Raw genomic sequence first — 19,446 nt, 5'->3', positions numbered from 1 at the left:
GGAGGGAAGGAATTTGAAGTGGATTGTAAAAGATGTGGAACAGTTTGAGCAAGCAAGAGAGTATGTTGATACAGGAGTAATACCGCTGTTATCAATTTCGGCAGCAAAAGAAATGAAAATGGTTGTAGAACAAGGTGAATTTATCGAATTGTTGAGCACGGAATTGGAAAGAGAGTATAAGGGAAGAGTGCTTTTACTGCCTGCGTTTACGTATTTGGTAGAAAGTCAAAAGAATGAAAAAGGTCGTTTGCAAGAATGGACAAATCATTTACGAAGTGAAGGTTTTAAGCATATTGCTTATGTTACAAGTGATTTTTCATGGAAAGAGGATATGCAAGAGTTACAGGGAGATTTGTTTTGGTTTCCTTCATTAGCATTAGAACAATTTAGTGATCAAGCAAAAAGAGAAGTTATTCATGCACATATAAAAAATATAATGGTGATGTTGGAAGAGAAATGGGGAAACTCATAATAAACAGAAAGTTCTTATTATTATGAGTAGTATGATATTGACCTGTGCATGAGCGTATTATATCATGATAGTGTCCTAGTTTTTATTTTTTATATAATTTATCACGAGGGGACAATTTCTGATAGAGGGGGGAAATTTTCGTGAGCGAGAAAGAACATCGCGTGTCAAGAAGACAATTTTTAAATTACACACTCACAGGGGTAGGAGGCTTTATGGCTGCCGGTATTTTAATGCCGATGACGCGATTTGCGCTTGATCCGGTGTTAAGAAAAGAAGCGGGAACGGATATGGTTGCTGTTGCGCAAGTAAAGGATATTACAACAGAGCCGAAGCGTTTCGATTTTAAAGTGAAGCAGGTTGATGGTTGGTACAAGTCTGAAGAACCAAAATCAGCTTGGGTTCATAAAGATGAAAGCGGAGACATTGTTGCGTTCTCTCCAGTATGTAAACATTTAGGATGTACAGTTAACTGGAATTCGGACAAAGCACATCCGAATCAATTCTTTTGCCCATGTCACGGGGGTCGTTATACAAAAGATGGGATTAACATTAAAGGTACGCCACCCCTTGCTCCGCTTGATGTGTACGAGTCTAAAGTGAAAGATGGAACGCTGTATCTAGGAAAAGCGAAGCCAAGAGGGGGTGCAAAGTAGATGTTAAATAAAATTTATGATTGGGTGGATGAAAGATTAGATATTACACCAATATGGCGTGATATCGCTGATCATGAAGTACCTGAACATGTAAACCCGGCACATCACTTTTCTGCATTCGTCTATTGCTTTGGAGGACTTACCTTTTTCGTTACTGTAATTCAAATTTTATCTGGAATGTTTTTGACGATGTATTATGTGCCTGATATTAAAAATGCTTGGGAATCAGTTTACTATTTACAAAATGAAGTTGCTTATGGGCAAATTGTTCGTGGTATGCACCACTGGGGTGCTAGTCTCGTAATTGTAATGATGTTTTTACATACACTCAGAGTTTTCTTCCAAGGTGCGTATAAAAAGCCCCGTGAGTTAAACTGGATTGTTGGTGTTCTTATTTTCTTTGTTATGTTAGGTCTTGGTTTTACCGGATATTTATTACCGTGGGATATGAAAGCTTTATTTGCTACAAAAGTAGGGATTCAAATTGCAGAGCAAACACCGCTCATTGGTCCTTATATTAAAACATTACTCGCTGGTCATTCCGAAATTGTTGGCGCTCAAACATTAACTCGCTTCTTTGCTATTCACGTCTTCTTCTTACCAGCAGCACTTCTAGGTTTAATGGCCTTCCACTTCATCATGATTCGCAAACAAGGTATTTCCGGTCCACTATAAGAGATTGCTAAATTAAAGGGGAAAGAACTAAAGGAGGGAGATTATGCATCGCGGCAAAGGGATGAAGTTTGTAGGAGATTCTCGGGTACCAGTAGCTCGGAAACCAAATATTCCAAAAGACTATTCTGAATACCCAGGGAAAACAGAAGCATTTTGGCCGAACTTCTTGTTAAAAGAATGGATGGTTGGTGCAGTTTTTTTAATCGGTTATTTATGTTTAACAGTGGCGCATCCGTCGCCGCTTGAGAGAATGGCGGACCCAACAGATGCTGGATATATACCACTTCCAGATTGGTATTTCTTATTCTTGTATCAGTTATTAAAGTATTCGTATGCTTCCGGTTCATTTACTGTAATTGGAGCATTTATTATGCCAGGGATTGCGTTTGGAGCATTACTGTTAGCTCCATTTCTTGATCGAGGTCCAGAAAGACGTCCATTGAAGCGTCCTGTGGCAACTGGATTTATGCTTTTAGCAATTGCATCGATTATCTTTTTAACTTGGGAATCTGTAGCACACCACGACTGGGAAGCTGCAAAAAAACAAGGAGCAATTGTAAAAACAGCGCCAGTTGATAAAAATGATGATGGCTATAAATTAATGCAAAAAAATACTTGTTTAACATGTCATGGTGACAATTTACAAGGCGGGGCAGCAGCACCGGCACTGCAAAACTTAACTTTAAAGCCAGAAGAAATTGCTAAAATTGCGAAAGAGGGAAAAGGTTCAATGCCTAAAGGTGTATTTAAAGGTACGGATGAGGAACTGAAGAAGCTTTCGGAATTCGTTGCAAAGTATAATAAAAAATAATAAAAAAGCTGACTACAAAATTTGTAGTCAGCTTTTTTATTTAGTTGGATGAAGTTTGTTATAATAGAGTAGGATTTAGTGAATGAATTACTTTGCTTGAAAGGTGTTGGACATACGGATTGGTGTACTTGTATGCAATGTTAAGACAACGCTCGGTATTATTATTTTTATTAATTGTTAACTTATTAGGTACAATTTATGGATTTATATGGTACGGAAATCAATTGAAAGAAACGTCACCTATATTTTGGCCGTTTGTACCAGATAGTCCTATGGCGACTCTCTTTTTTGTCTTTGTTTTAATTGCTTTTTTGGCAAAGAGAAACTGGGGATTAATAGAAGCGTTAGCGATTGTAACTTTAATAAAATATGGTATTTGGGCTGTTGTTGTAAACGCGATTATGATTTACGTAAAAGGGCCTATAGGCCTTATGGGCTACATGTTAATGCTTTCGCACTTCGCGATGGCAATACAAGGATTTTTATATGCTCCATTCTATCGTATAAAAAAATGGCATTTTATAGTAGCAGCTGTGTGGACGTTGCATAACGATGCAATTGATTATTTATTTTGGCAAATGCCGCGATATGGAATTATGCATTTGTTTGTAGAGGAAATTGGTTATTTTACGTTTTGGTTAAGTATTGCTGTACTATGTATTACATATTATTGTTGCTTACGTGAGCAAAGAAAACAATTTTCTTTATGATGGTTAGAACATTTAGGGGGAGAACATGGAGAAAAATAAGAGTGGTACAAAAATATTGGATCGATTGATTACTTTAGTTGTTTCATATAGCATAGCATTTTCTATTTTTGCACTAGCAACAACGGCAGTTGTGTATGGAAAATGGTTGTATTATTTTGAAATTGATTTTTTAAATATTCCTGATTTAGCGGATATGACGAAGGATGAAATTAAAAGAAATTACGATGTGCTTATTACATATTTATCCCCGTTTTATGACGGAGCATTACATTTGCCCACATTAGATATGTCCACAAATGGCCGTATTCATTTTGTAGATGTTAAAAATATTTTAGTAAAGATTCAATATGTGATGTATGCGACAATTATGATTGCAGTGATAGGCGGAATTTATTTATTAAAAAAGAAAAATGAAAAGTTTTTACTGCACGGATCGATTTTAACAATCATTTTTCCGATAGCGCTTATGTTACCAATTGCTATTAATTTTGAAAAGAGTTTTGTATTATTCCATAAACTTTTATTTAGTAATGATTATTGGGTTTTTGATCCTGAAAAGGATCCAATTATATTAATGTTACCAGAAGAGTTCTTTATGCATGCTGCGTGTGCTATTTTATTATTCATTTTAGGTGGGAGTATACTTTGTTACAGCTTATATAGATATCTCGTAAAAAAGAAAAGGATGTCACAGAAAAAATTCTCTGCTTAAAGAGAATTTTTTTCTTTGTAAAACGATAATATATTTTTCGGTCTAGTTCTGTTCTATTCTTGTCCAAATTAACATATTTTGTACTAGTAGTTAAGGGGGGACCGGGATGAAGAGAACATTAATTGGATTGATAGCATTTCTAATTATAATGTTTCCGTTACGTATATATGCTGAAGAGTGGAATGAGCTAACAGGGTTGTTAGACGACTCGTTACAGTTAGTGAAGCGTAATGAAGATGAAAAAGCGGTACAAGTATTACAACATTTCTCGGAGCAGTTTTTAATAAAGGGGAATGAAAAGAAGCAGGAAGTAACACCAGATCAAGTTAGAGTTATTTCTTTAGCTTACGATAAGGCGCAACAATCGCTCTCTGAAGAAGGTTTAGGTAAGCAAGCTAAAATTGATAATGTGCTGGCATTACAACTTGCTGTTGATGCACAAGTATCGAAATATCAACCACTTTGGATGGAAAGAGAAAGGAAAGTAATGGATGCCTTTTCTCAAATGGAAAAAGCGATGGAAAAAGAAGATGCTGGGCAGTTTCAACAAACGTTAAATACGTTTTTAAATGAATTCAATATTATTTATCCAAGCTTAATGATTGCTTTGCCAGAAAACGAGGTCCAGCGTGTAAATGTTCATTTATCTTATTTAGATGAATTTCGTAACGTTATGTTAAAAACGAAAGGCGGCCAAATGCAATTAGGGATTATTAAAGGGGATTTGCAAAAGATATTTCACACAGTAAAAAAAGATGAAATTGCACCCTCTCTCATTTGGTTTATGACAATTACTGGGGGACTTATTTTATTCACATTAACTTATGTTGGATGGAGAAAGTATAAAGGAGAGAGAGAAAAAAGAAAAAGTAATGTACATTCTAAAAATAGATAATGCAATAAATAAAGATATGGATTGTAAGGTTTATTCATTGACAATAGTGGCAGAAGAAAATAGAATGAGAAGTACTATAATTAAAACTTCAATGGAGGTTCATGATGTTTTATTTAATTTACTTCGCGATCATAATGATCATACCGTTGTATGCACAGTCAAGAGTACGTAGTGCCTATAGCAAGTATTCACAAGTTTATTCAACATCAGGTATGACAGGAGCGGAAGTGGCTCGAAAAATTTTAGATGAAAATGGATTATACAACGTAGCTGTAGAAGAAACACCAGGTCATTTATCAGACCATTATGATCCAACCGCTAAGACGGTTCGATTATCAACAGATAACTATTATGGACATTCAGTTGCTGGTACAGCAGTTGCAGCACACGAAGTAGGACACGCAATTCAAGATGCACAAGATTATAACTTTATGCGTATTCGTCATTCGTTAGTTCCTGTGGCTAATTTTGGATCGAATATATCATGGGTATTTATTATGATTGGTATATTTGCGACAATGTCAAAACTATTGTTATTAGGTATCATTTTAATGGCAGCAGGTGTTGTGTTCCAGCTCGTTACATTGCCAGTTGAGTTTGATGCGTCAAAGCGCGCAATGCAACAAATTGAAGCGTTAGGTATTGTATCAACAGATGAATATGGGCAAGCTCGTAAAGTATTAAATGCGGCAGCATTAACATATGTAGCAGCTGCAGCTGTAGCTGTATTTGAATTATTACGTCTCGTATTAATGTATACTGGTATGCAGCGTAGCGACGACTAAAGACTATCAATTTTGATAGTCTTTTTTTGTTGTGTGGATTGAATTATATAATGTATTGCAAATAGAAATAATAGAAGTAATGCGGAAAGGTGGTGGGGGAAATGAAATATCCAGACCATTTAGTAAAACAAGTGCAAAAGCGTAGTGCTCCTTATCAACTAGAAGGTTTTTTAAGTGGACAAGGTCCTGAAAATCCCAAATTTATGTTGTTAGGAGAAGCACCTGGTGAAACAGAAATTCATAATGGGATTCCGTTTAGCGGGAGGGCGGGAAAACAATTAATGGTTTTTTTAGAGCGTATTCACGTTACAAGGGAAGAAGTATATATTACGAGCGCTGTTCGGAGTAGACCTTATAAATGGCGAGAGAAAAAAGAACGAAATGGTGAAATCATACAAAAAAAGTATAATAGAACGCCAAATCAGGGAGAAATAGTTGCCCATGCGCCTTTGTTAGATTATGAATTAGAGAAAATACATCCGAAGCTTATCGTCACGCTTGGAAATATCGGTCTTCAACGTTTAACAGGAAAAAATAAAAAAATCACAGATGTACACGGGCAATTATTAAAACAGCCCATTCAAAAATTAAAGGATATGCAAAGTGCAGAGTTTACATGGTCAGAGAAAGAATATCATGTTTTTCCGACTTTTCATCCAGCTTCCATTTTTTATAATCGGAGTTTATTGGAGCTTATTCATGAGGATTTTGAGAAGCTTAAAAGACTTGTAATAAAAAACTAGAAAAGCTAAGGCGCTTTTCTAGTTACATTTAATTATGTAAAGGGTTTTTATTTTCATCTAACGTAAATCCTTCACCAACTACATCATGTACATCACTTACAGCGACAAAAGCATGAGGATCTACAGAAGTAATGATATTCTTTAATTTCACGATTTCATTTTTAGCAACAACGCAATACAATACATTACGTTCCACTTTTGTATACGATCCAACAGCTTTTAAAAAGGTTGCTCCGCGCTCCATTTCAGATAAAATTTTGGCAGCAATTTCATCGTTTTTCTCTGAGATAATAGTCGCTCCTTTGGCAGCATAAGCTCCTTCTTGCATAAAATCAATGACTTTAGCACCGATAAAAACAGCAACTAGCGTATACATGCCCTCGCGGTATGATAAATATGTAAGAATAGAGACGACGATAACGACAGCATCAAACATAAACATTGTTTTCCCCATACTCCAGCCAACATATTTGTGCGCTAGTCGTGCGATAATATCTACACCGCCAGTAGTCCCGCCATATTTAAATATTATTCCAAGGCCGATACCGATAAATGCCCCGGCGAATAAAGCTGCGAGTGTCATATCATTTTGCAAGTTTAAATGTAAGTTGAGTACTTCGTAACGCTGGAAAATCCATAGAAATAAAGATACGCTAAAGGTTCCAATTAATGTATATAAAAATGTCGTTCTGCCAAGTAACCTCCAGCCAATAAAAAATATAGGGATATTTAAAATTAAGTTTGAGTAGGAAGGATCAAACTTAAATAAAAAATACAATAATAGTGTAATACCAGTAAACCCACCCTCTGCAAGGTGGTTTTCAATATTGATATTGACAATACCGAAAGAAAATATAGCGGAACCAATTAAAATAAAAATAATATTTCGCATCTTCAATTTTGATGTCATATAGAAATCCCCCTAATTATGTAATGATTGCATTGCTCCGCTGAAACGGTAAAACATAATAATAAGTAATTTCTAGTTGCTAGTGAAAATAGTAAGAACCTGATTGATGTGGACTGATTTTTTGTAAAAAGTGCAAAAGAAAGTTTCACTTTATCCCGCTCTAAAGGCTGATAGGAGATGAAGCAAAGAAGAGGGGCAAACCAGCCGTAGGAACCCGATTGGTGTGGGCTGATCTTTTGCAAAAATCGCAAAAGAAGTTTCACTTTACCCCGTACCAACGGCTGTTAGGAGATAAAGCTCTGAAGAAAGGCGAACCAGCCGTAGGAACCCGATTAGTTCAACTAATCTTTTGCAAAAAAATCGCAAAAGAAGTTTCACTTTATTATAGTCTATCCAAAAATGGGTCGCAAATAGGTGTTTGGCGGGGAATAATATTTGTCAAATCGCGATGAATTGGCTAACATGAAAGAGGAAGGATTAGAGGTGAATAGTATGGAAGCAAAAACGATGAAAGATATGCAGAAAGAAGTAGATGCATATATTGGTCAGTTTAAAGAAGGTTATTTCAGTCCGCTTGCAATGATGGCTCGTTTAACGGAAGAAATGGGAGAGCTTGCAAGAGAGGTAAATCATTATTATGGCGAGAAACCGAAGAAAACAACTGAAAAAGAAAGAAGTATTGAAGAAGAGCTTGGAGATGTATTATTTGTTATGATTTGTATGGCAAATAGTTTAAATATTGATTTAGAGACAGCACATAACATTGTAATGAATAAATTTAATACACGTGATAAAGATCGCTGGACACGTATTGATGAGGGAGAGAAAGAATAATGAAAGAAATTAAAGTAATTATCGCCGGACCAAGAGGACGTATGGGACATGAAGCAGTCCTTCTTATGGAAAGAACGGAACATTTTAATTTAGTAGCAGCAGTGGATTATAAGCATGGTGGTGAGAAGATTTCTGATTTACCTGGCATGCCAGCATTACATGCGCCGATTTACGCTGATTTACATACTTGTTTAGATGAAGTAGAAGCAGATGTGTTGTTAGATTTAACAACACCAGAAGTGGGGAAACAACACGTTACACTTGCAGTTGAGCGTGGACTTCGTTCGGTTATTGGTACAACTGGATTTACAGAAGAAGAATTGGCACGTTTAACAGAGAATGCAAAAGAAAAAGCAGTAGGAACAATTATTGCTCCAAACTTTGCAATTGGTGCAGTTCTTATGATGAAATTCTCACAAATGGCAGCGAAATATTTCCAAGATGTTGAGGTAATTGAATTACATCATGATCAAAAATTAGACGCACCATCTGGTACAGCTGTAAAAACGGTAGAGTTAATTCGTCAAAATCGTGAATCAAAGCAGCAAGGTCATCCAAATGAAGTAGAGCAACTAGCAGGTGCACGAGGTGCAAATGTAGACGGTATTCACATTCATAGTGTACGTTTGCCAGGGCTTATTGCACACCAAGAAGTAATGTTTGGTGGAGATGGACAAATGTTAACAGTTCGTCATGATTCATTCAATCGTGCATCATTTATGTCAGGTGTAAAACTATCAATTGAGACAGTAATGAACCTTGATCATCTTGTGTACGGTTTAGAAAATATTATCGACTAAAGGGGAGACAACGGATGAAAATTGCCTTAATCGCACATGACAAAAAGAAAAATGATATGGTTTCGTTTGCATACGCATATAAACCAATTTTTGAACAACATGAATTATTTGCAACAGGAACGACAGGGCTTCGCATTATGGAAGCGACTGGATTAGTTGTAACAAGATATCAATCTGGCCCTCTTGGTGGAGATCAAGAAATTGGTGCAATGATTGCAAAGAACGATTTAGATATGGTGATTTTCTTCCGCGATCCATTAACAGCACAGCCGCATGAACCGGATGTGAATGCATTACTTCGTTTATGTGATGTATATGCGATTCCACTTGCAACGAATATGGCAAGTGCTGAAATGTTAATGCACGCATTAGAGCGAGGAGATTTAGATTATCGTAAGTTAAGAAAATGAGGGGAACAATTATGAGTGGATTACATATATTAGCGTTTGGTGCTCATGCCGATGATGTTGAAATCGGCATGGCTGGTACCATCGCTAAATATACAAAGCAAGGGTATGAAGTAGGTATTTGTGATTTAACAGAAGCTGATCTTTCTTCAAATGGAACGATAGAGTTGAGAAAAGAAGAAGCGAAGGTCGCAGCTCGTATAATGGGAGTAAAAACGAGGCTGAATTTAGCGATGCCAGACCGTGGTTTGTATATGAAAGAAGAGTATATACGTGAAATTGTCAAGGTGATCCGTACATATAAACCAAAACTAGTTTTTGCGCCGTACTATGAAGATCGCCATCCAGATCATGCAAATTGTGCAAAGCTTGTGGAAGAGGCTATTTTTTCAGCAGGAATCCGTAAATATATGCCGGAACTTTCACCACATCGTGTGGAGTCTTTTTATAATTATATGATTAATGGTTTTCATAAACCGAATTTTTGTATAGATATAAGTGAGTACCTCTCTATAAAGGTGGAAGCATTAGAAGCGTATGAAAGTCAGTTTTCAACAGGGAGTGATGGTGTTAAGACACCGTTAACAGAAGGTTACGTTGAAACTGTGATTGCTCGTGAGAAGATGTTTGGAAAAGAAGTTGGAGTCTTGTATGCCGAGGGATTTATGAGTAAGAAACCGGTTTTATTACATGCTGATTTATTAGGGGGATGTAAATGAAATTAAAAATAGGTATTACATGTTATCCTTCTGTAGGTGGTTCTGGAGTTGTTGGAACAGAATTAGGAAAGCAATTGGCGGAACGTGGGCATGAAATTCACTTTATTACATCGGGTTTACCATTCCGGTTAAATAAAGTATATCCAAACATTTATTTTCATGAAGTGACGGTAAATCAATACTCTGTATTTCAATATCCACCATACGATTTAGCGTTAGCAAGTAAAATGGCCGAGGTTGCACAAAGAGAAAACTTAGACATTTTACATGTGCATTACGCAATACCACATGCAATTTGTGCATATTTAGCAAAACAAATGATCGGAGAGCGTATTAAAATTGTTACAACCTTACATGGAACAGATATTACTGTGTTAGGTTCCGACCCTTCGTTAAATAATTTAATTCGTTTTGGTATTGAGCAATCGGATGTTGTTACTGCTGTCTCGCATTCATTAATTAACGAAACACATGAGCTTGTAAAACCAAGTAAAGAAATTCAAACGGTATATAACTTTATAGACGAACGTGTATATTTCAAGCGTAATATGTCTCAATTAAAGAAAGAATATGGTATAAGTGAGAGTGAAAAAGTACTTATTCATATTTCGAATTTCCGTAAAGTGAAACGTGTGCAGGATGTTGTTCACGCATTTGCTAAAATTGTTAAAGAAGTAGATGCGAAGTTGCTTCTTGTTGGAGACGGACCAGAATTCTGTACGATTTTACAGATAGTGAAGAATTTACATATTGAAGATCGCGTTTTATTCCTAGGGAAGCAAGATAATGTTGCAGAACTACTTGCGATGAGTGATTTAATGTTGCTTCTATCAGAGAAGGAAAGTTTTGGTCTTGTTTTATTAGAAGCAATGGCGTGTGGTGTACCTTGTATCGGAACGCGGGTTGGAGGTATTCCAGAGGTTATTCAACACGGGGAAACAGGATATTTATGTGAAGTTGGCGATACAACAGGAGTGGCAAATCAAGCTATTCAGCTATTAAAGGACGAGGAACTTCACCGTAATATGGGAGAACGAGCAAGAGAAAGTGTTTATGAGCAATTTCGCTCAGAAAAAATTGTTTCACAATATGAAACGATTTACTATGACGTACTAAGGGATGACAAAAATGGAAAGATTTAAAAAAGCTAGTTCTATTATTGAGACATTAAAGCAACAAGGATATGAGGCTTATTTTGTTGGTGGGAGCGTACGAGATCTTATTATCGATAGGCCGATTGGAGATATTGATATTGCGACATCTGCTCTACCAGAAGAAGTGATGGCTATATTCCCAAGAAATGTTCCTGTTGGTCTTGAGCATGGAACTGTAATTGTTGTAGAAAATGGTGAGCCCTATGAGGTAACTACTTTTCGAACAGAAAGCGAATATGAAGATTTTCGAAGACCTAGTAGTGTTCAATTTGTTCGTTCATTAGAAGAGGATTTAAAACGTCGTGATTTCACGATGAATGCAATTGCTATGACAGAAGAAGGCAAAATGGTCGATTTATTTGCTGGACAGGAAGCCATTCAACAGAGAGAAATTGTGACAGTTGGAAATGCTGCGGATCGTTTTCAAGAAGATGCCCTGCGAATGATGCGTGGTATTCGGTTTGTAAGCACGTTAGGTTTTTCATTAGAAATGAAAACGAAGCAAGCGATTGAAACGTATGGGCATTTGCTAGAACATATAGCAATTGAGCGTATTACAGTAGAGTTTGAGAAACTGTTAACTGGTACATATTGTGTGAAAGGTCTCAAAGAATTAGTAGAGACGAAGCTATTTTCTCATTTGCCATATTTACAAATGTCAGAAGAGAGACTGTTAAAAGCTACGCAGTATAAATGGGATTCTTTCGAAACGGATATTGAGGCGTGGGCATTTTTCTTATATTGTATCGGAGAAGAACATCCATCTGTCTTTTTACGTCAATGGAAGTTTTCGAATAAAAAAATAAAAGATATTGTTGCAGTTTTATTGACAATCCGTACTAGAAAGGAGAAGGATTGGGATACAGTCCTTCTTTATAAAACGGGAATTCATATCGCTGAAATGGCAGAGAGAGTATATGAAGCGATGATTGAACGCTATGACCCTACATCTGTTGAACGAGTACAATCAATGTTTCATGCATTGCCAATCCAGGAGCGTCAAGAAATGAATGTGACTGGTAATGATTTATTAAACTGGGCAAACAAAAAGCCTGGTCCGTGGGTTGCTGAGATGCTTCAGAAAATCGAAGAAGCAATCGTACAAGGAAACGTAGTTAATGAGAAAGAGCGTATAAGGGAGTGGCTACAAGGATGCAATCTACTATAAGAAAGCAGTTATTGCAAGTTTTTTCTGAAGCGGATGGCGAGTTTGTATCCGGCCAAACAATTAGTGATAAACTTGGTTGTTCAAGAACTGCTGTGTGGAAACATATGGAGGATCTGCGGAGTGAGGGATATGAACTTGAAGCTGTGCGTCGATTAGGTTACCGAATTGCAAGTAAGCCAGACAAAGTGACCGCTAATGAAATTCAGTTAGGGCTACAAACGAAGCGGATTGGTAGAACAGTGTATTTTGAAGAAACTGTTGAATCAACGCAGCACATTGCAGCAAAACTTGCTTATGAAGGTGCAGAAGAAGGAACTGTCGTTGTAGCAGAAGAACAAACAGCGGGAAGAGGTCGTTTAAGCAGAAAATGGCATTCACCGAAAGGAACAGGGATTTGGATGAGTATTATTTTACGCCCATCAATCCCAGTTCATCATGCACCGCAACTTACTTTGTTAGCGGCCGTTAGTGTTGCACAGGCAATTGAAAAATGCACGGGTGTAAACGTAGGAATAAAATGGCCAAATGATATTTTAATTCAAGGTAAAAAGGCTGTAGGTATATTAACAGAAATGCAAGCGGATCCTGATAAAATTAATGCTGTCATTATGGGCATTGGTATTAATGCGAATCAAAAGCAAGAACATTTTGATGAAGAAATTCAGCACATTGCTACTTCATTAGCGATTGAATCAGGTAAGCCGATTGTTCGTGCAGAACTTATGCAACAAATCTATTTACAACTAGAAAAATTATATGAAGAGTATTTACAAAATGGTTTCTCTGTCATTAAAATTCTTTGGGAAAGTTACGCTGTGAGCATCGGGAAAGAAATTACCGCTCGAACGATGAGAGAGACAATTACGGGGTTAGCAAAAGGAATCACAGAGGATGGTGTATTACTTCTGGAGGATCATGAGGGGAAAGTACATCATATTCATTCTGCAGATATTGAAATTAAGTAAAAGAAGTTCCTCTTTTGGAACTTCTTTTTATTTCAATAGTTTTGAGTTGAATTTGTAACATGATAATAAATTTTTTTCATATTTAAAGTTCATTTCAAAATATCTTCCGTCGAGTTGGCAGGGCATGTTATTTGACGATTACTTTGCCTGCCATTCCTTTAAGAAGATGGTATCGACATATTAATTCATATGTACCAGTATTTTTAGGTTTCACGGTAATATTCTTTTCTTTTCCTGACTCGATTACGACGTCAATGCCGAGTTTTTTCACTGTAAAGGTGTGCTCGTTTTTACCTTTATTTTTCAATAGTAATGTTGTTGATCCTTCAAGCGGAATCGTGATAACATTTGGATTAAAGTAATCATCATTTAGTTCAACCTCAATCACTTTCGTTAAATCGGTGGGGGGTGTTACGACAGTAACTGAGGCAAATACATGGGAGGATCCTAAAGACATCCACCATACAATCATTACAAGCAAACTGCTGAATCGAAATAACCACCTGTTCATAGACATCTGCAATTCTCCTTTGTTAAGTACTTTCCTCAATTAACCTGCATCATTAGTTTAAGAGTTATACTATACAGTTAAATGGATTACAGAAAAAATTAACTTGGACTTTTTTAGCATGCGTTGAAAAAACATGTATCTTTTCAGGATTGAATTCTCCATAAAAACTGTATAGCATATATACTCTCGTGTTAAATTTCATATACCGTAATAAGAATAAAAAATTATTTTTTCAAAAAAATGTAGTAATTCCTTTTTGTAGTTTGCTATAATTAGTTCGAATGTGGGCAGTATCAGAGCGAACTGCACCATGATTCGAAGTCATACGAAAAATAATAACTTGGATTCTGCCTTGATCCAATAACGGACTGGGACAGAGGGATGAATAATGCCGACTAACACACAACCCTTCTGCCCTTTTATGGTCAGAGGGGTTTTTTATATGATTTCGGCCATCTCCTCTCTCCTGCATAAAGGAGGAGTAGTTTTTGAAAACAAAAACAGATTTTTTGAAGATGAAAGAGCAAGGTGAGCCGATTACAATGCTAACGGCGTATGATTATCCATCTGCTAAATTAGCAGAAGAAGCTGAAGTTGATATGATTCTAGTTGGAGATTCTCTTGGAATGGTTGTACTCGGATACGATTCAACAGTACCTGTAACAGTAGAGGATATGATTCATCATACGAAAGCTGTACGCCGTGGAGCGAAAGAGACGTTTATTGTAACTGATATGCCATTTATGTCGTATCACGTATCATTACAAGAAACGATGGTGAATGCACGTCGCATCGTTCAAGAGAGCGGGGCACACGCACTGAAGGTAGAAGGTGCTGGAGAAGTTATATCGACGATTCAATATTTGACGAACGCAGGAATTCCTGTTGTAGCGCATTTAGGTTTAACCCCTCAATCTGTAGGAGTGTTGGGTGGATATAAAGTGCAAGGAAAAGATGCGGAGAGTGCAAAAAAATTAATAGAAGATGCAAAGAAATGTGAAGAAGCTGGTGCAATAGCGCTTGTGTTAGAATGTGTACCAATGCAGTTAGCAGAACTTATTTCAGAGCAACTAACAATACCAACAATTGGGATTGGTGCAGGGCAAAAAGTAGATGGGCAAGTGCTTGTTTATCATGATCTTATCTCATACGGCGTAAATCGTGTTCCGAAATTTGTGAAGCAATATACGTCTGTTCAAGAGGAGATTGTGCGTGGGATTTCACAATATGTTACTGAAGTAAAGACAAGGCAATTTCCTGAAGAAAAACATTCGTTCACAATGAAAGAGGAAGAATGCTTAGCGTTATACGGAGGAAAACAATAATGAAAATCGTAACTACAGTGCAAGAGATGCAGCAAATTACAAGCGAACTTCGTGCAAGTGGAAAGAGTATTGGTTTTGTTCCAACAATGGGTTATTTACATGAAGGCCATGCTACTTTATTACGTAAGGCAAGAGAAGAAAATGAAATTGTAGTTTTAAGTGTATTTGTAAACCCACTACAATTCGGCCCAAATGAAGATTTAGATCGATATCCTCGTGATATTGATAGAGATGAAAATGTAGCAAAAGAAAACGGTGTAGATTATTTATTTTATCCGAGTGTAGAAGAAATGTATCCAGCAGAACAAACAACAACAGTAGAAGTTGTGAAGCGCACGGACGTATTATGCGGTCAACAAAGACCTGGTCATTTCGCTGGTGTTGCAACTGTACTGATGAAACTATTTAATATTACGGTGCCAACGCGTGCTTATTTCGGTATGAAAGATGCTCAACAAGTTGCAGTAATTGAAGGATTTGTAACTGATTTCAATATTCCAGTTACAATCGTACCAGTTGATATTGTAAGGGAAGAAGATGGTTTAGCAAAAAGTTCTCGTAACGTGTACCTATCACAAGATGAACGTGAAGAGGCTCTTCATTTATACCGCAGCCTATGTATAGCGAAAGAAAGAATTGAGGCAGGTGAACGTAATCCGGAAATCATTACAAATCTTGTGAAAGATTATATTGAGACGCATACGAAAGGCACTGTAGATTATGCGGATTTATATGCATATCCGTCATTAACAATGGTAGAGAAAGTCGAAGGAAGAATCATTTTAGCTATTGCAGTTAAGTTTGAAAATGTAAGATTAATTGACAATATAACATTAACGGTTAAATAAGGGGGAGCATCTATGTTTCGCACAATGATGAGAGCAAAGTTACATCGTGCAACTGTAACGGAGGCAAATTTAAATTATGTAGGTAGTATTACAATTGATGAAGACTTAATGGATGCAGTAAATATTGTAGAAAACGAAAAAGTCCAAATTGTAAATAATAATAATGGTGCTCGCTTAGAGACATACGTTATTAAAGGGGAACGCGGTAGTGGTGTTGTTTGTTTAAACGGTGCTGCGGCAAGACTTGTACAACCAGGGGACAAAGTAATTATTATTTGTTATGGGCTAGTTACGGAAGAAGAGATTCATACACAAGAACCAAAAATTGCAGTACTAGACGATAATAATCAAATTATTGAAATGTTAGGTGCTGAAAAAGCGGGTACGATATTATAAGTAGAAAAGCTATCTCCATTGCGGAGATAGCTTTTTTGTGCATCTTTTCATTAAGATGAGATAAAACGTGGTATAGTAACATTATATAAATTATTGTTGTTTGAAAGGTAAGAAATTGAGGTGTTACATATATGAGTAAGCGTTATGTCGTTGTTGATTTAGAGACGACAGGGAACTCCTGGAAAGATGGGAAGGATAAAATTACCCAAATTGCAGCTGTTGTAGTAGAAGATGGAGAGATATTGGAGATTTTTTCGTCTTTTGTTAACCCAAAGAGAGAGATCCCACCATTTATTACAGAATTAACAGGGATTGATGAAAGTCTTGTAAAACAAGCCCCGTTATTTCAAGATGTAGCCCCGATGATTGTTGAGCTATTACAAGGTGCGGCTTTCGTTGCGCATAATGTTCACTTTGATTGGAATTTTTTAAATGAAGAATTAAGGCAAGCTGGATATACAGAAATACATTGTCCGAAAATCGACACGGTTGAATTGGCTCAAATTCTTTTGCCGACAGCCGATAGTTATAAATTACGTGATTTAGCTAAGAAGCATGAACTAGAGCACGATCAACCACATCGTGCGGATAGTGATGCTCTTGCAACAGCGGAATTATTTTTACAATTTTTAAATGAAATTGAAAAGTTACCACTTGTCACGTTGCAATCGCTTTATGAATTAAGTGATGTGTTCCAAAGCGATATAGCTGATGTGCTTTCTGAAAATATTTTAAAGAAAGTAATGCACGGTAAAGAAGATATAGCGGAGTATGAAATACATCGAAATATTGCGCTGAAAAAGCGGAACTATTCCTTAAACCTTGGAGAAACGTGTTCATCAAAGTTTGATGCTTTCTTGAATAAAACGATGGATAAATTGGAATCACATATGCCAAAGTTTGAAAGAAGAGAAAGTCAACAACTGATGATGAAAGAGATATATACGGCGTTAAGAGATTCTCGTTTTTCACTAATTGAAGCCGGTACAGGAACAGGAAAGACTCTCGCTTATTTGCTTCCTAGTCTTTATTTTGCAAAGAGAAAAGAAGAACCTGTCATTATAAGTACACAAACGGTACAACTCCAACAACAAATATTAGAAAAAGAAATTCCGTTATTACAAAAAATAATGCCATTTTCATTTGAGGCAGCTCTTCTAAAAGGAAGAAAGCATTATTTATGCTTACATAAATTTGAGTATGCTTTGCAAGAGGAAGAAAAAAATTATGATATGGCACTTACAAAGGCGAAGATTTTAGTTTGGCTATTGCAAACTGAAACAGGTGATCGAGACGAATTAAATATTCCTGAGGGCGGAAAGTTACTTTGGAATCGTATTTGTAGCGATGCGTATAGTCCAGGCGGTATGCAAAGTAATTGGTTTAGTCGTTGTTTTTACCAGCGAGCGAAGAATAAAGCTTTATTTGCAGATATCGTTATTACAAATCATGCGTTATTATTTCAAGATTTTTCAAGTGAAGAACCGTTGTTCGCTTCATGCGAACATATTATTTTTGATGAAGCTCACCATATTGAAGAAGCCGCGAGTAGAACATTGGGTGAACAGTTCTCTTGTATGTATTTTCAATTGGTTATATCTCGTCTTGGGACACTAGAAACAGAAGATGTACTCTCCAAAGTATATAAAATGATGAAAAAATCAGAGCAAGCATCTCGTTCAACTTTCCGTATGATAAGTTATAGTTTGAAGGAACTTAAGTTTGATGCGGATGAACTCTTCCAAATGTTACGTACTTTTATATTTAAACAAACAAAGCAAGAGCAAGGAACGAATAATATGCCGCTCATCTATAGGTATAACGCAGAACTAGAAAAAGGTAAGTTGTGGGATAGTATCGTCGAATTAACAAATCGTTTTATATATGAATTAAGAAGGGTAGTAACTGCTCTTGAGAAGCAAGTGGATATATTGCAAAGTAAGTTAGAATGGGAGATGCATGTTGTAACAGGTGAATTTATGCATTTAATTGAGTTGCTGAGAAAGATGGCAGAATCATTACAGTTACTCGTATTAGAAAAGAATTCGTATGTAACTTGGATGGAGACTGAAACGAAAGGGACGATTCATTCAACAGTTCTATATGCACAGCCTGTTCATATTGGTGAAAGATTTGCTGATGAATTTTTAACAGAAAAAAAGAGTGTTATTTTTACATCCGCAACACTAACAGTTAACGATACGTTTGATTATATAAAAGAGGAACTTGGTTTACATGATTTCGCTCCAAATACTTTAAAGGTTCCGTCGCCATTTCGTTATGATGAACAGATGAAATTAATGGTGTCAACGGATGTACCTTTTATTAAGCAAGTAAGTAATGAGCGATATATTGAATCTGTATCGGAACATATTGCAAAGATAGCGAAAGCCACAAAAGGCAGAATGCTCGTTTTATTCACTTCGTATGAAATGTTAAAAGAAGCGTATGCGAATTTAAAAAATAATGATGAATTAGAGGGGTATTTATTACTGACCCAAAGTGTGAATAATAGAAGTCGAAGCCGCTTAATTCGAAAGTTTCAAGAATTCGACAAATCAATTTTATTAGGGACGAGCAGTTTCTGGGAAGGAATAGATATTCCAGGAGATGCCTTAAGTTGTCTTGTTATAGTCCGTCTACCATTTACACCTCCTCATCAGCCGATGATGGAAGCGAAAGGTGAGTGGCTAAAAAATCAAGGTGAAGATGTATTTGCTAAATTAGCGCTTCCACAAGCAATATTACGTTTCAAACAAGGATTCGGCCGCTTAATTCGAACGAATACAGATACAGGAACGGTAGTAGTGTTAGATCGTCGTTTGACGAGTTCTTCCTATGGAAAACGATTTCTACAATCGATTCCTAACGTACCTCTTTATGAAGGGCCATTAGAAGAATTGTTAGTACAATTAGAAGAATCACCAAATGAATAAAAATGGAAGAAAAATAC

Annotated in this window: 22 protein-coding genes; 20 read left to right on the top strand and 2 right to left on the bottom strand. The window is 36.5% G+C overall.

Annotation, left to right across the window (positions count from 1 at the left end; all coding sequences use genetic code 11):
* The first annotated feature begins 13 nt into the window (after positions 1 to 13).
* The 9 genes from GBN91_RS08020 to GBN91_RS07980 all read left to right on the top strand — a co-directional run bounded on the left by GBN91_RS08020 (position 14) and on the right by GBN91_RS07980 (position 6,456).
* Complete coding sequence (locus GBN91_RS08020) at positions 14 to 472, top strand: YpiF family protein (protein WP_000871313.1); 459 nt, start codon at positions 14 to 16, stop codon at positions 470 to 472.
* A gap of 140 nt (positions 473 to 612) precedes the next feature.
* The gene (gene qcrA, locus GBN91_RS08015; protein WP_001290418.1) at positions 613 to 1,125 is read left to right on the top strand and encodes a menaquinol-cytochrome c reductase iron-sulfur subunit; all 513 of its coding nucleotides are present in this window, start codon (positions 613 to 615) and stop codon (positions 1,123 to 1,125) included.
* Complete coding sequence (qcrB, locus tag GBN91_RS08010) at positions 1,126 to 1,800, top strand: menaquinol-cytochrome c reductase cytochrome b subunit (RefSeq protein ID WP_000932700.1); 675 nt, start codon at positions 1,126 to 1,128, stop codon at positions 1,798 to 1,800.
* 43 nt (positions 1,801 to 1,843) lie between these two features.
* A complete protein-coding gene (gene qcrC / locus GBN91_RS08005) occupies positions 1,844 to 2,611 on the top strand; it encodes a menaquinol-cytochrome c reductase cytochrome b/c subunit (RefSeq protein WP_000554603.1) in 768 nt (255 codons plus the stop codon).
* A gap of 119 nt (positions 2,612 to 2,730) precedes the next feature.
* On the top strand, positions 2,731 to 3,321 hold the full coding sequence (gene lhaT / locus GBN91_RS08000; RefSeq protein ID WP_025709269.1) for a lipoprotein heptaprenylglyceryl N-acetyltransferase LhaT: 591 nt from the start codon (positions 2,731 to 2,733) through the stop codon (positions 3,319 to 3,321).
* A gap of 25 nt (positions 3,322 to 3,346) precedes the next feature.
* Positions 3,347 to 4,033 (top strand): lipoprotein intramolecular transacylase Lit, encoded by a 687-nt coding sequence (gene lit, locus GBN91_RS07995; RefSeq protein WP_000414378.1) that lies wholly within the window; start codon positions 3,347 to 3,349, stop codon positions 4,031 to 4,033.
* A gap of 106 nt (positions 4,034 to 4,139) precedes the next feature.
* Positions 4,140 to 4,928 carry a sporulation protein YpjB gene (gene ypjB / locus GBN91_RS07990; RefSeq protein WP_000831584.1) on the top strand — a complete coding sequence of 263 codons (789 nt, stop codon included), beginning with the start codon at positions 4,140 to 4,142 and terminating at the stop codon, positions 4,926 to 4,928.
* 101 nt (positions 4,929 to 5,029) lie between these two features.
* Positions 5,030 to 5,713, top strand: coding sequence for a zinc metallopeptidase (locus GBN91_RS07985; RefSeq protein ID WP_011109966.1), 684 nt, complete (start codon positions 5,030 to 5,032; stop codon positions 5,711 to 5,713).
* A gap of 101 nt (positions 5,714 to 5,814) precedes the next feature.
* Positions 5,815 to 6,456: a uracil-DNA glycosylase gene (locus GBN91_RS07980; RefSeq protein ID WP_000876878.1), complete on the top strand. Its 642-nt coding sequence runs from the start codon at positions 5,815 to 5,817 to the stop codon at positions 6,454 to 6,456.
* 28 nt (positions 6,457 to 6,484) lie between these two features.
* Here GBN91_RS07980 and GBN91_RS07975 read toward each other — a convergent pair whose 3' ends face one another.
* A complete protein-coding gene (locus GBN91_RS07975) occupies positions 6,485 to 7,366 on the bottom strand; it encodes a YitT family protein (protein ID WP_000202121.1) in 882 nt (293 codons plus the stop codon).
* Between the two features lie 492 nt (positions 7,367 to 7,858).
* On the opposite strand from GBN91_RS07975, the gene GBN91_RS07965 reads away from it, so the two are divergent.
* From GBN91_RS07965 to GBN91_RS07935, 7 genes are read left to right on the top strand one after another with little or no spacing between them, the layout of a single operon-like run.
* On the top strand, positions 7,859 to 8,200 hold the full coding sequence (locus tag GBN91_RS07965; RefSeq protein ID WP_002108639.1) for a nucleotide pyrophosphohydrolase: 342 nt from the start codon (positions 7,859 to 7,861) through the stop codon (positions 8,198 to 8,200).
* Positions 8,200 to 9,000 (top strand): dihydrodipicolinate reductase, encoded by an 801-nt coding sequence (gene dapB, locus GBN91_RS07960; protein WP_000658810.1) that lies wholly within the window; start codon positions 8,200 to 8,202, stop codon positions 8,998 to 9,000. Before GBN91_RS07965 ends, dapB begins: the two co-directional genes overlap by 1 nt.
* Positions 9,001 to 9,014: 14 nt before the next feature.
* Positions 9,015 to 9,410 carry a methylglyoxal synthase gene (gene mgsA / locus GBN91_RS07955; RefSeq protein ID WP_000684765.1) on the top strand — a complete coding sequence of 132 codons (396 nt, stop codon included), beginning with the start codon at positions 9,015 to 9,017 and terminating at the stop codon, positions 9,408 to 9,410.
* 11 nt (positions 9,411 to 9,421) lie between these two features.
* A complete protein-coding gene (gene bshB1, locus GBN91_RS07950) occupies positions 9,422 to 10,126 on the top strand; it encodes a bacillithiol biosynthesis deacetylase BshB1 (protein ID WP_000015673.1) in 705 nt (234 codons plus the stop codon).
* On the top strand, positions 10,123 to 11,268 hold the full coding sequence (gene bshA / locus GBN91_RS07945) for an N-acetyl-alpha-D-glucosaminyl L-malate synthase BshA (RefSeq protein ID WP_000768304.1): 1,146 nt from the start codon (positions 10,123 to 10,125) through the stop codon (positions 11,266 to 11,268). The genes bshB1 and bshA overlap by 4 nt, the downstream gene beginning before the upstream one ends.
* Positions 11,255 to 12,448: a CCA tRNA nucleotidyltransferase gene (locus GBN91_RS07940; protein ID WP_152121378.1), complete on the top strand. Its 1,194-nt coding sequence runs from the start codon at positions 11,255 to 11,257 to the stop codon at positions 12,446 to 12,448. The genes bshA and GBN91_RS07940 overlap by 14 nt, the downstream gene beginning before the upstream one ends.
* Positions 12,433 to 13,413, top strand: a complete 981-nt coding sequence (locus GBN91_RS07935; protein ID WP_001192063.1) for a biotin--[acetyl-CoA-carboxylase] ligase — start codon at positions 12,433 to 12,435, stop codon at positions 13,411 to 13,413. The genes GBN91_RS07940 and GBN91_RS07935 overlap by 16 nt, the downstream gene beginning before the upstream one ends.
* Before the next feature lie 127 nt (positions 13,414 to 13,540).
* On the opposite strand, the gene GBN91_RS07930 is transcribed toward GBN91_RS07935, so the two are convergent.
* Positions 13,541 to 13,930: a cupredoxin domain-containing protein gene (locus GBN91_RS07930; RefSeq protein ID WP_000062388.1), complete on the bottom strand. Its 390-nt coding sequence runs from the start codon at positions 13,928 to 13,930 to the stop codon at positions 13,541 to 13,543.
* A gap of 482 nt (positions 13,931 to 14,412) precedes the next feature.
* Here GBN91_RS07930 and panB point away from each other — a divergent pair, with 482 nt between their 5' ends.
* The 4 genes from panB (at position 14,413) to dinG (ending at position 19,429) form a co-directional block, all read left to right on the top strand.
* Positions 14,413 to 15,249, top strand: a complete 837-nt coding sequence (gene panB, locus GBN91_RS07925; RefSeq protein WP_000851108.1) for a 3-methyl-2-oxobutanoate hydroxymethyltransferase — start codon at positions 14,413 to 14,415, stop codon at positions 15,247 to 15,249.
* Positions 15,249 to 16,097 carry a pantoate--beta-alanine ligase gene (gene panC, locus GBN91_RS07920; RefSeq protein WP_000707025.1) on the top strand — a complete coding sequence of 283 codons (849 nt, stop codon included), beginning with the start codon at positions 15,249 to 15,251 and terminating at the stop codon, positions 16,095 to 16,097. Before panB ends, panC begins: the two co-directional genes overlap by 1 nt.
* Positions 16,098 to 16,109: 12 nt before the next feature.
* A complete protein-coding gene (panD, locus tag GBN91_RS07915) occupies positions 16,110 to 16,493 on the top strand; it encodes an aspartate 1-decarboxylase (protein WP_000490184.1) in 384 nt (127 codons plus the stop codon).
* Between the two features lie 131 nt (positions 16,494 to 16,624).
* Positions 16,625 to 19,429, top strand: a complete 2,805-nt coding sequence (gene dinG, locus GBN91_RS07910; RefSeq protein WP_025709260.1) for an ATP-dependent DNA helicase DinG — start codon at positions 16,625 to 16,627, stop codon at positions 19,427 to 19,429.
* Positions 19,430 to 19,446: the final 17 nt, after the last annotated feature.

The sequence above is a fragment of the Bacillus sp. B1-WWTP-T-0.5-Post-4 genome, from assembly GCF_009183795.1.
GTDB lineage: Bacteria > Bacillota > Bacilli > Bacillales > Bacillaceae_G > Bacillus_A > Bacillus_A cereus.
The sequence above is the reverse complement of the archived record's forward strand: the minus strand, read 5'-3'. Positions and strand labels throughout refer to the sequence as shown.